Source organism: Streptomyces flavovariabilis (genome assembly GCF_000725785.1).
In the GTDB taxonomy this organism is placed as follows: domain Bacteria; phylum Actinomycetota; class Actinomycetes; order Streptomycetales; family Streptomycetaceae; genus Streptomyces; species Streptomyces hawaiiensis.
Window position 1 is genome coordinate 116,875 of the sequence record NZ_JNXD01000022.1, and the last position, 11,726, is coordinate 128,600.

Genomic DNA, 11,726 nt, shown 5'->3' on the forward strand with positions numbered 1-11,726 from the left:
TCACCCACACGAGTGAATTCGGGCGACCCGCCCGGCCTTGCCGCACCACCGCCGTGCGCCGCTCCGGACCAGGGGCCGCCCGGCCCCTGGCCCGCCGTCCGGATCAGGCTCTAGCCGTCCGCCCGGGCCGCCGCCAGCAGCTCCTCCGCGTGCGCCCGTGCCGTCTCGGAGTCCTCCTGCCCGGCGAGCATGCGGGACAGTTCCCGGACCCGGTCCTCGCCTTCGAGGAGCTTGACGCCGGAGCGGGTCACGGACCCGTCGCTGGTCTTCTCGACCAGCAGCTGCCGGTCGGCGAAGGCGGCCACCTGGGGCAGATGCGTCACCACCACCACCTGCGCGCTCTTCGCCAGCCGTGCGAGCCGCCGGCCGATCTCGACCGCCGCCTTGCCGCCGACCCCGGCGTCGACCTCGTCGAAGAGGTACGTCGGCACCGGATCCGTTCCCGCGAACACGACCTCCACGGCCAGCATCACCCGCGACAGTTCACCGCCGGACGCGCCCTTGGCGATCGGCCGGGGCGGCGCCCCAGGGTGCGGGGCGAGCAGCAGCTCGACCTCGTCGGCGCCCGCGGGACCGTAGGCCACCGGACGCCCGCCGACCTCGACGCCCTCCGGGTCGTCGGTCTGCCGGATGTCGAAGGAGACCCGCGCGTGCGGCATGGCGAGAGAGGCCAGCTCGGCGGTCACGGCGGCGGCGAACCGCTCGGCGGCCTCCGTCCGGGCGTCCGTCAAGGCCTGCGCGAGCCCGCCCAGTTCGGACCGCAGCGCGTCCCGCTCGGCGGTCAGCTCCCCGATCCGCTCGTCGTCGCCGTCCAGTTCGGTCAGCCGGGCGGCACTCTGCTCGGCCCAGGCCAGCACGGTGGCGATGTCCTCGCCGTACTTGCGCGTCAGCCCGGTGAGCGCGGCCCGCCGCTCCTCGACGGCCGCCAGCCGCAGCGGATCGGCGTCCAGGTCGTCGGCGTACCCCGCCAGGTCGCCCGCCGCGTCGCGCAGCAGGATCCCGATCTCCCCGATGCGGTCGGCGAGCGCGGACAGCGCCGGATCGTGCGACCGTACGGCGTCCAGGGTCCGCTGTGCGCCCGCGACGAGCGTCCCTGCGTCGACGCCCTCCGGGTCCTCGGGGTTGCCTGCGAGGGCGGCGTGCGCGGCCGCGGCAGCGGACGCCAGTGCCTCGGCGTGCCCGAGCCGCTCGGCCTCCTCGGCCAGCTCCACGTCCTCACCCGCGCGGGGTTCGACGGCGGCGATCTCATCGAGCCCGAAGCGCAGCAGGTCGGCCTCCTGCGCCCGCTCACGGGCCCGGGTGGTGATCTCGTCGAGCTCGGCGGAGACGGCCCGCAGCCGCTTGTACGCCTCGCCGTACTTGGCCAGCGGCCCGGCGACCGCGTCGCCCGCGTACCGGTCGAGCGCCTGCCGCTGCCGGGACAGCTTGAGCAGCCCCTGCTGGTCGGTCTGCCCGTGCACGGCCACCAGCTCGTCGGCGAGCTCGGCCAGTACGCCCACGGGCACGCTGCGCCCGCCCAGGTGCGCCCGTGAGCGCCCCTCGGCGGAAACGGTACGGCTGATCAGCAGGGCCCCGTCGTCGAGCTCGGCCCCGGCCTCCTCGGCGCGCACCGCGGCCGTGGCGTCCCGGGAGACGGTGATCCGCCCCTCCACGACGGCCTTGCCGGCCCCGATCCGCACGAGCGCCGGGTCGGCCCGCCCGCCCAGCAGCAACCCCAGGCTGGTGACCACCATGGTCTTGCCCGCACCCGTTTCACCGGTGACCGCGGTGAACCCGGGCGACAGCTCGACGACAGCATCGTCGATCACGCCCAGCGACCGTATCCGCATCTCCTCCAACACGGACACGACCTTACGAGGTCCCAGCCACGGATTGCGACTGGCCCACTCTTGTCACCCACGAGTGTGGCGGCGCCCATTTCCTGGGGGCGCGGGGAACTGCGCGAACAGCCACAAGCCACCCGCACCCGCCGACGAAGCGGAACCACCCCCACAAACCGCTAGTGAGGCGCCCCCCGCCACCCGGAAACAGGCAGCGCAAACTTGGCCACCAGCCGGTCCGTGAAGGACGCGTGATGCAGCCGGGCCAACCGCACCGGCACAGCTCCCCGCCGCACCTCCACCCGCGCCCCGGGCGGCAACTCCACCGTCCGCCGCCCGTCACACCACAGCACCCCGGGCGGAATGTGGGGCAGAACCTCCACAGCCAACACAGAATCCGGCGATGTCACGAGCGGCTTCGCGAACAGCGCGTGCGCGGAGATCGGCACCATCAGCAGCGCCTCGACCTCCGGCCACACCACCGGCCCGCCCGCCGAGAAGGCGTACGCCGTCGACCCCGTGGGCGTCGCGCACACGATCCCGTCGCAGCCGAACCCGGTCACCGGCCGTCCGTCGATCTCCAGGACGACCTCCAGCATCCGCTCGGCGGACACCTTCTGCACGGCCGCCTCGTTCAGCGCCCAGTCCGTGTGCACGATGTCCCCGTTGCGGTGCACGACGACGTCGACCGTCATCCGCTCCTCGACCTCGTACGCCTTGGTCACCACCCGGTCGACGACCTTGTCGAGGTCGTCCCGCTCGGCCTCCGCGAGGAACCCGACGCGCCCGAGGTTGACGCCGAGCATCGGCACACCAGACGCCCGGGCGAACTCGGCGCCGCGCAGCAGCGTGCCGTCGCCACCCAGCACGATGAGCAGCTCACACCCGTCGAGGCACTGCGGAGTGGCCTCCCTGACGAGCTCCACTTCCGCCGGCAGCGGCAGGTCGCGCGCCTCGGCCTCCAGGACGCGCACGCCGAGGCCGGAGCGCAGCAGCCCCTTCACCACGAGCTCGGCGCTGCGCACGGCCGCGGGCCGCCCCGTGTGGGCGAGCAGGAAAACAGTACGAGCTCGGTTCTCGGTCAACGCGGCCCCTCCGCCACAGCACGGTCTGCCTCGGCCGGGTCCAGTTCCGGTGCCCCGGACCGCAGCCACAGAAAGTATTCGACATTCCCCGACGGCCCGGGCAGCGGACTGGCCGTCACGCCCTTCACCCCGAGCCCCAGACCCCAGGCCTTCCCGGCCACCCCCCGTACCGCCTCGGCCCGCAGCTGGGTGCTGCGAACCACTCCCCCGCTGCCCAGCCGCTCCTTCCCCACCTCGAACTGCGGCTTGACCATCATCACCAGATCGGCGTCCGGCTTCACGCACCGCACCAGGGCGGGCAGGACCAGCCCGAGCGGGATGAAGGACAGATCCCCCACGACAAGATCCACAGACTCCCCATCGATCGCTTCAAGCGTCAACTCGCGTACGTTCGTACGGTCCTTGACGGTGACGCGTTCATCCTTCTGGAGGGACCACGCGAGTTGTCCGTATCCGACGTCCACGGCGACGACATGGGCGGCGCCCGCGCGCAGCAGGACGTCGGTGAAACCTCCGGTGGAGGCGCCCGCGTCGAGCGCCCTGCGCCCCTCGACGGCCAGTCCCTGCGGCCCGAACACCGCGAGCGCGCCGGCCAGCTTGTGGCCGCCGCGCGAGACGTAGTCGGGGTCGCTGTCGTCCTGGGTCACCACGATCGCGGCCGCCGTCTCCACCTGCGTGGCGGGTTTGGTCGCGACGGTCTTGCCGACGGAGACCCGCCCGGCGGCGATCAGCTGCGCGGCGTGCTCACGCGAGCGCGCGAGCTTGCGGCGGACCAGCTCCGCGTCCAGACGGCGGCGTGCGACTCCTGCCACGTTCGGTTCAGCTCCTAGCTCCGTACGGCGTCGGGGGCGCCGGAGGTCCCGGGCGTACGTCGAGCGCGGTGAGCGCGTCGCGCAGCCCCCGGTGTACATCCTCGTACACCTCGATGTGTCCGTCCGTGGCGAGGTGGTCCGCGTCTCCGAGCCGGCCCAGGGCCGCGTCCACACCGGCGTCGCCTGTCGGCGTGCGCGGCACGTTCAGGGGGGCGGGGGCGGCGGGGTCGGGGGCGGGCTCTTCCTCCGCCGCCGGCGGGGTCTCGGGAACTGCGTCGTCCATGCCCCGACGCTACCGCGAACCGCTGCGGTACCGTCGACCGCGATGGCCACGATCGAGGAGTGCCGCAGCGCACTCGACAAGCTCTCGGACAGCATGCAGCGCGCCGAAGGGGACGTCCGCGAGGCCGCGGCCCTGGACCGCTCGGTGAGCTGCCACATCACGGACCTGGACGTCACCTTCGCCGGGCGGATGCGCGGCGGGCGGATCGACGTGCACGACACCGTGCCCGGGCCGCCGCCCGGCAGGGCCGAGATCAGACTCGCCATGACCGGCGACGACCTGGTGGCCCTCGTCGGCGGCGAGCTGAACTTCGCCAAGGCCTGGGGCTCCGGCCGGGTGAAGCTGCACGCGGGCGTGCGGGACCTGTTCCAGCTCAGGAAGCTCCTGTAGCCGCGACCTTCCCGCCCGTGCTCTGAGCGCGGGCCTTGCGGGCCGCCGGCACGACCAGCGGGGTGCCCGTCTCCGGGTCGTCGATGACCTGGCAGCGCAGCCCGAAGACCTCCTCGACCAGTTCGGCCGTGACGATGTCCTTCGGCGCGCCCTCGGCGACGACCCGGCCCTCGCGCAGGGCGATGAGGTGGGTGGCGTAGCGGGCGGCGTGGTTCAGGTCGTGCAGCACGGCGACCAGCGTGCGCCCCTGCTCCTCGTGCAGCTCCGCGCACAGGTCCAGGACGTCGATCTGGTGCTGGATGTCCAGGTACGTCGTCGGCTCGTCGAGCAGCAGCAGCGGCGTCTGCTGGGCGAGCGCCATGGCGATCCACACCCGCTGGCGCTGGCCGCCCGACAGCTCGTCGACGTAGCGGTCGCCGAGCCCGGCGACGCCCGTCTGCCGCATGGACTCCTGGACGACCCGCTCGTCCTCGGCCGACCACTGGCGCAGGATGCCCTGGTGCGGGTAGCGGCCCCGGCCGACCAGGTCGGCGACGGTGATGCCGTCGGGCGCGACGGACGACTGGGGCAGCAGGCCGAGGGTCCGCGCGACCTTCTTCGCGGGCATCGACTGGATGACCTGCCCGTCGAGCAGCACCCGGCCCTCGCTCGGCTTGAGCATCCGCGACAGCGCCCGCAGCAGCGTCGACTTGCCGCACGCGTTGGGACCCACGATGACGGTGAAGGAGTGGTCGGGTATCTCCACCGACAACTGCTCCGCGATGACCCGCTGGTCGTAGGCGAGGGTGACGTTCTCGGCGGACAGGCGGTTCACGGTGCTCCTTTGGTAGTTCAGTCCGCTGCTGGTGCTGCTCCTGGGCCGCATGCCGGTCCTCATATCCGGCCCGCCCTGCGCTCGCTGACCAGCAGCCACAGCAGGTAGACCCCGCCGAGCACACCGGTGACCACACCCACGGGCAGCTGCTCGGCGCCGAACGCCCGCTGTGCGACCCAGTCAGCGACGACCAGGAGGGCCGCGCCCATGCACAGCGAGGGCACCAGGTTCGGCCCGGGTGAGCGGGTCAGGCGCCGGGCCAGCTGCGGCGCGGTGAGCGCGACGAAGCTGACGGGACCGGCCGCGGCGGTGGCGGACGCGGTGAGCAGCACCGCCGCCACCATCAGCAACAGCCGTACGCGCTCGACCCGCACCCCGAGGGCGTACGACACGTCGTCGCCCATCTCCATCATCCGCAGCCCGCGCGCGTTGACGAGGACGAGCGGCACCAGCACGGCGGTCAGGGCGAGCAGCGGCCACACCTGGTTCCAGTCCCGGCCGTCGAGGGAGCCGGTCATCCACACCACCGCGCGGGCCGCGTCCACGATGTCGGACTTGGTCAGCAGATAGCCGTTGACCGCGGTGACGATCGCGGAGACGCCGATACCGACCAGGACCAGCCGGTAGCCGTGCACACCCCGCTTCCAAGCGAGCACGTAGATGGCGAGCCCGGTCACCAGGCCGCCCGCCAGCGCCCCGGCGGCGACCTGGTTGGCCGTCCCGGAGGTCAGCACGATCACCACGAGCGCGCCGGCCGTCGCCCCCTGCCCGAGGCCGAGCACGTCCGGACTGCCCAGCGGATTGCGGGAGATGGCCTGGAACAGCGCGCCGCCCAGTCCGAGCGAGGCGCCGACCAGCAGCCCGACGAGGACCCGCGGCAGCCGCAGCTCGTTGACGATGAACTCCTGGCCCGGGTTGCCCTCGCCGACGAGCGTCCGCAGCACGTCGGCGGCCGGGATCGGGAAGTCGCCGGTGCCGATGAGTACGACACTCGCCACGAGCGCCGCGACCAGCAGCAGGAGCACGACGGTGACGGCCCGCACGTCGAGGCGTAGCGAGAGACCGCCCGGGGTCCGCACGGCACGGTTGGTGGTCTTCACAGCTGCGCCGTCCTCCGCCGTCGTACGAGAAAGATGAACACCGGTCCGCCGAGGATCGCGGTGACGATGCCCACCTGGAGCTCCGAGGGCCGGGCCACGATCCGGCCGAGGACATCGGCGCCGAGCAGCAGCACGGGCGACAGGATCGCCGCGTACGGCAAAATCCAGCGCAGGTCGGGCCCGGTGAAGGAACGCACCACGTGCGGCACCATCAGCCCGACGAACACGATGGGCCCGCAGGCGGCGGTCGCCGCCCCGCACAGCACGGTCGCGGCCAGCATGGACAGCGCCCGCGTCCGGTTCAGGTTGGCGCCGAGGGCCTTGGCGGTGTCGTCGCCCATGGCCATCGCGTTGAGCGGCCGGGCCAGGGCGAGGGCCAGGACCGTGCCGGTCAGCAGGAACGGCAGGACCTGGGTGATGGTCGAGTCGGTCGCCGAGGCCAGCGAGCCGACCGTCCAGAACCGCATTTTGCCGAGCGCCGCCTCGTCCATGATCATCACGGCCTGGAGGTAGCCGTACAGCGCGGCGCTGATCGCCGTACCGGCGAGCGCGAGCCGCACCGGTGTCGCACCCCGGCTGCCACCGAGGAACCAGACCAGCGCCCCGACCGCGGCCGCGCCGAAGAACGCGAACCAGACGTAGCCGCTGAGCGAGGTGACCCCGAAGTACGTGATGGCCGTGACGGCCGCGGCGGACGCTCCCGCGTTGATGCCGAGCAGGCCGGGATCGGCCAGCGGGTTGCGCGTGAGGGCCTGCAGGACCGCCCCGGCCAGGCCGAGGGCGGCGCCGGCGAGCAGTCCGAGCACGGTCCGCGACAGCCGCTCCGCGACGACGACGTCTCCGTAGGTCCCCGAGTCCTCGAACAAGCCGTGCCAGACCTGTCCGAGGGACAGCTCTTTCGCTCCGATCGCGATACTCGCCAGCGCGACGAGCACCAGGATCGCGACGGACAGGAGCAGCCCGAAGGCTCGTACCGCCCGTCGGGTCGGGGGCGCGGGGGCGGTGTCCGCGCGCTGTTCGGGGGGACTCTCGACCAACACGCAGTTAGGTTAGCCTACCCTCGCATTCGAGCAAGATTCGGATTCCCGACGCTGCCCGCGGCTGCCCGGCAGCGCTACGAGTACCCAGCCGCCCGGCGCACCACAAGCACTGACAGGTACTCAGAGACCCAGCCGCGCCAGCGCCTTCCCCCCGTCCAGCTCGCACGCACCCTCACCGGCCGCCGTCCATGCCACGGCACACAGCGCGCGCAGCCCGTCCAGAGCCTCACCCTCTCCGTCGAGCTCCAGCCGGTCCGCCCCGGCCGTCGCCGTCCATCCACCGCATCGGAACCCGCCCTCGCCGGCCTCGACGACGTCCGGCTGACCGCCGAGCATCCCGCGCAGATCGGCGTCCACATACGTCGGCCGGTGCTGCGGCGGCGCGGCCAGCAGCTGCGGACCGTCGGTGACACCGGTCAGGACGAGCAGCGAGTCGACCTCCCCGTTGAACGCGCCCTCGATGTCCGTGTCCAGCCGGTCCCCCACCACCAGCGGCCGCTTCGCCCCGGTGCGCAGGATCGTCTCCCGGTGCATCGGAGGCAGCGGCTTGCCCGCGACCTGCGGCTCGGCACCCGTGGCGATCCGGACGACCTCCACCGCGGCTCCGTTGCCCGGTGCGATCCCGCGCCCGCTCGGAATCGTCAGGTCGGTGTTGGACGCGAACCACGGCACGCCGCGCGCCACCGCGTAGGACGCCTCGGCGAACCGGCCCCACGGCAGATCGGGCCCGCCGAACCCCTGCACCACCGCCGCCGGATCGTCGTCCGCCGACTCCACGGGCACCAGCCCGCGCTCGCGCAGCGCGACCCGCAGCCCCTCACCGCCGATCACCAGCACCCGGGCGCCCTGCGGCACCTGCTCGCTGATCAGCCGCGCGACCGCCTGCGCCGAGGTGATGACGTCCTCCGCGCCCGTTGGTATCCCCAACTCGGTCAGATGCCCGGCCACCGTGTCCGGAGTCCGCAGCGCGTTGTTCGTCACGTACGCCAGGCGCATACCGCCCTCCCGGGCCGCCGCCAGCGACTCGACCGCGTGCACGATCGCGTTCCCGCCCGCGTACACCACACCGTCCAGATCGAGCAGCGCCGTGTCGTAGGCCTCGCTCAGGGCCTGCCCACTGGCCTCGGGCCTCGTCCTGACGCTCCGGCTCATCCTGCATCGCTCCTCGTTCGACGGCTTTCCCCCGATCATCCCCCATGCCACCGACAGCCGTACGATGCCGGGATGAACTCAGCAGGTCACTCGGAGGCAACGACGCACCGAGGCCTGGAACTCACCCCGTTCCGAGGCCTTCGTTACGACCCCGACCGGGTCGGCAGCCTTGCCGCCGTCACATCTCCGCCGTACGACGTCGTGGTGCGCCCCGACGGCCTGCACCACCTCGAGTCCGCCGACCCGTACAACATCGTCCGCCTGATCCTCCCCCAGGCCGCCACGCCCAGCGCCCGCAACGAACGGGCCGCCGACACCCTGCGCCGCTGGCTGTCCGAGGGCGTCCTGACCACCGACCCGGAACCGGGCCTCTACGTCTACGAGCAGCAGGACGGCGACGGCATGCTGCAACGCGGCATCATCGGCGCCCTGCGCGTGTCGGACCCCGCCGAGCAGGTGGTGCTGCCGCACGAGGACGTCATGCCGCACGTCGTCGCCGACCGCGCCGCCCTCATGCGTGCCACCTCCGCCAACCTCGAACCCCTGCTCCTCACCTACCGGGGCGACGGCTCGACGGCCGTCACGGCGGACCTGATCGAACGCACCGCCGAACGGCCTCCGCTCCTCGCCACCACGACGGAGGACGGCTTCCACCACCGCCTGTGGTCGGTCACCTCACCCGACGACCTGGCCGCGATCCAGACCGACCTCGGCCGGCACCAGGCTCTCATCGCCGACGGCCACCACCGCTGGGCGACCTACCGCCGCCTCCGCACGGAGCACCCCTCCCCCAGCCCGTGGGACCACGGCCTGGTCCTCCTCGTCGACACGGCCCGCTACCCCCTTCGAGTGCGCGCCATCCACCGCCTTCTGCACGACCTGCCGGTCGGCGACGCCGTGGCCGCCCTGGAGGGCCGCTTCCGCGTACGCCGCCTCGAAGTCCCGCTGCCCGAGGCCCTGGACACACTGGCCGACGCGGCCTGCGCCGGCAACGCGTTCCTGCTGGCCGGCGACGGTGCCTTCCACCTCGTGGACCGCCCGGACCCGGACCTGCTGGCCCGCACGATCCCCACCGACCGCCCCGCGGCCTGGCGGACCCTCGACGCGACGGTCCTGCACGCCACGCTCCTGGAGCACGTCTGGCGCATCTCCGAGGACTCCCCCGCCCACGTCGCCTACATCCACGACACGACGGCCACGGTGGAGAAGGCGGAACGCGACGGCGGAACTGCCGTCCTGATGCACCCGGTCCGCGAGGAGGTCGTCCGCGACCTGGCCCGCCAGGGCGTCACGATGCCCCGCAAGTCGACGTCGTTCGGCCCGAAACCGGCGTCGGGTCTGGTACTGCGGGCACTGGACCTCTGACCGCACCGGAACAGCGCTGACACGACGAAGGGGCGGGACCCCGAGGCCTTTCAGCCCGGATCCCGCCCCTTCCCCTACGGACGTCAGTCCTTGTCGCTCTCGTCCTCGTCGCTCTCGTCCTCGTCCGCCTTCGGCGAGGCCGAGTCCTGGGGCTCGTCTGCCTCGTCCTCGACCATGGCGTCGACGAACTCCACGCCGTCCAGCTCGGCGAGCCGGTCCGAGGCGTCGGTGCTGCCGTCGCGATCGGCCTCGACGGCCTTCGCGAACCACTCCCGCGCCTCGCTCTCCCGCCCGGCGGCGAGCAGCGCGTCGGCGTACGCGTACCGCAGTCGCGCGGTCCACGGCTGCACGGAGTTCGCGGCCAGCTCCGGGCTCTGCAGCGTCACGATGGCCGCGTCCAGCTGCCCGATGTCCCGCCGCGCGCCGGCCGCGACGAGTCGCATCTCGACCTGCCCGGCCTTGTCGAGCTTGTGCACCTCGGGCGCCCCGGCCATGTCCAGCGCCTTCTCCGGCCGTCCGAGCCCGCGCTCGCAGTCGGCCATGACGGGCCACAGGTCGATGTTCCCGGTCATCCGCTTGGCGGCCCGGAACTCGGCCAGCGCCTCGCCGTACTTCTGGCTGGCGTACGCGGCGAATCCGGCGGCCTCCCGTACGGCGGCGACACGCGACGCCAGCCGCAGCGCCACCCTGGAGTAGCCGTACGCGCCCTCAGGGTCCTCGTCGAGGAGCCGCGCGACCATCACCAGGTTCCTGGCGACATCGTCCGCGAGCGTCTTGGGCAGGCTCAGCAGCTCCTGCCGTACGTCCTTGTCGATCTCCTCGCCCGTGACGTCCTCCGGGATCGGCAGCCGCTTGATGGGCTCCCTGTCCCGCTCCCGCTCCTCACGGAACCGGCCGGAACCGGAACCGTGCCGGTCGTCGCGGCCACGGAAACCACCCCGGTCGCCGTCACGCCGATCACCGTCACGCCGGAAGCCCGGGCGGTCGCCACGGTCGTCACGCCGGGGACCGCGCCCGCCGCGGTCGTCACGGCCGCGGAAGCCACCGCGGTCGCCGCGGTTGTCGTCCCGACGGAAGGCGGGGCGGTCGCCGCGGTTGTCGTCCCGACGGAAGGCGGGGCGGTCGCCGCGGTTGTCGTCCCGACGGAAGGCGGGGCGGTCGCTGCGAGGGCCGTCTTCGCGACTGAAGGCAGGACGTCCGCCCCGGCCGGCGTCGTCTCGGCGGAAGCCGCCACGCTCCCCACGGTCGTCCCCGCGGCGCTCGTCACGGCCCCGGAACCCACCGCGGTCGTCACGCCGGGGGGCGGGGCGGTCACCGTCCCTGGAACGGTCACGGTCGCCGCTGCCGAAGCCGCGGTCGCGGTTGTCGTCGCGACGGAAACCGCCACGGTCGTCGCGGCGGGGGAAGCCACCGCGGTCGCCCTCGCGCCTTTCGCCCCGACGATCGTCACGCCGGTCGTCACGCCTGTCGTCACGCCGGTCGTCCCGCCGGTCGTCCCGCCGGAATGCGGGGCGGTCGCCACGGTCGTCACGCCGGGGGGCGGGGCGGTCGCCACGGTCGTCACGCCGGAAGCCCCCGTGGTCGCGGTCATCCCTGCGCGGCCCACGGTCACGGTCGTCACGCCGGACGTACCCGCCACCGCGGTTGTCACCGGGGGGCGGGGCGGTCACCACGGTCGACGCCGGGGGGCGGGGCGGTCACCACGGTCGTCTCGACGGAAGCCGGGGCGGTCACCACGGTCGTCACGCCGGGGCGCAGGCCGGTCACCACGGTCGTCACGCCGGAAGCCCCCGTGGTCGCGGTCATCCCTGCGCGGCCCACGGTCACGGTCGTCACGCCGGACGTACCCGCCACCGCGGTTGTCA

General features: G+C 73.2%; 12 protein-coding genes. 2 read left to right on the forward strand and 10 right to left on the reverse strand.

What is annotated here, in order from left to right; translation table 11 throughout:
- Positions 1–110: 110 nt before the first annotated feature.
- The 4 genes from recN to IO24_RS0132030 all read right to left on the reverse strand — a co-directional run bounded on the left by recN (position 111) and on the right by IO24_RS0132030 (position 4,000).
- Positions 111–1,829 (reverse strand): DNA repair protein RecN, encoded by a 1,719-nt coding sequence (gene recN / locus IO24_RS0132015; protein ID WP_031141792.1) that lies wholly within the window; start codon positions 1,827–1,829, stop codon positions 111–113.
- 170 nt (positions 1,830–1,999) lie between these two features.
- A complete protein-coding gene (locus tag IO24_RS0132020; RefSeq protein WP_031141794.1) occupies positions 2,000–2,905 on the reverse strand; it encodes an NAD kinase in 906 nt (301 codons plus the stop codon).
- The gene (locus IO24_RS0132025; protein ID WP_031141796.1) at positions 2,902–3,717 is read right to left on the reverse strand and encodes a TlyA family RNA methyltransferase; all 816 of its coding nucleotides are present in this window, start codon (positions 3,715–3,717) and stop codon (positions 2,902–2,904) included. Before IO24_RS0132025 ends, IO24_RS0132020 begins: the two co-directional genes overlap by 4 nt.
- A 7-nt stretch (positions 3,718–3,724) precedes the next feature.
- A complete protein-coding gene (locus IO24_RS0132030; protein WP_031141797.1) occupies positions 3,725–4,000 on the reverse strand; it encodes a hypothetical protein in 276 nt (91 codons plus the stop codon).
- Positions 4,001–4,042: 42 nt separating this feature from the next.
- Here IO24_RS0132030 and IO24_RS0132035 point away from each other — a divergent pair, with 42 nt between their 5' ends.
- Positions 4,043–4,390, forward strand: a complete 348-nt coding sequence (locus IO24_RS0132035) for a sterol-binding protein (RefSeq protein WP_031141799.1) — start codon at positions 4,043–4,045, stop codon at positions 4,388–4,390.
- On the opposite strand, the gene IO24_RS0132040 is transcribed toward IO24_RS0132035, so the two are convergent.
- The 4 genes from IO24_RS0132040 to IO24_RS0132055 all read right to left on the reverse strand — a co-directional run bounded on the left by IO24_RS0132040 (position 4,374) and on the right by IO24_RS0132055 (position 8,496).
- Positions 4,374–5,255 (reverse strand): ABC transporter ATP-binding protein, encoded by an 882-nt coding sequence (locus tag IO24_RS0132040; RefSeq protein WP_031141801.1) that lies wholly within the window; start codon positions 5,253–5,255, stop codon positions 4,374–4,376. The genes IO24_RS0132035 and IO24_RS0132040 overlap by 17 nt on opposite strands.
- Before the next feature lie 8 nt (positions 5,256–5,263).
- Positions 5,264–6,304, reverse strand: coding sequence for a FecCD family ABC transporter permease (locus IO24_RS0132045; protein WP_031141803.1), 1,041 nt, complete (start codon positions 6,302–6,304; stop codon positions 5,264–5,266).
- Positions 6,301–7,344: a FecCD family ABC transporter permease gene (locus IO24_RS0132050; RefSeq protein ID WP_031141805.1), complete on the reverse strand. Its 1,044-nt coding sequence runs from the start codon at positions 7,342–7,344 to the stop codon at positions 6,301–6,303. The genes IO24_RS0132045 and IO24_RS0132050 overlap by 4 nt, the downstream gene beginning before the upstream one ends.
- Before the next feature lie 120 nt (positions 7,345–7,464).
- Positions 7,465–8,496: an HAD hydrolase-like protein gene (locus tag IO24_RS0132055; protein ID WP_031141808.1), complete on the reverse strand. Its 1,032-nt coding sequence runs from the start codon at positions 8,494–8,496 to the stop codon at positions 7,465–7,467.
- Between the two features lie 72 nt (positions 8,497–8,568).
- Between IO24_RS0132055 and IO24_RS0132060 the strand changes: the two genes are divergently transcribed.
- Complete coding sequence (locus IO24_RS0132060) at positions 8,569–9,861, forward strand: DUF1015 domain-containing protein (protein WP_031141810.1); 1,293 nt, start codon at positions 8,569–8,571, stop codon at positions 9,859–9,861.
- 83 nt (positions 9,862–9,944) lie between these two features.
- Here IO24_RS0132060 and IO24_RS0132065 read toward each other — a convergent pair whose 3' ends face one another.
- Together IO24_RS0132065 and IO24_RS47240 are read right to left on the reverse strand one after the other, a co-directional pair.
- A complete protein-coding gene (locus tag IO24_RS0132065; RefSeq protein WP_031141812.1) occupies positions 9,945–10,709 on the reverse strand; it encodes a tetratricopeptide repeat protein in 765 nt (254 codons plus the stop codon).
- A 799-nt stretch (positions 10,710–11,508) separates the two neighbouring features.
- The coding region (locus IO24_RS47240) for a hypothetical protein (RefSeq protein ID WP_208861335.1) at positions 11,509–11,726 on the reverse strand (218 nt) is incomplete at its 5' end.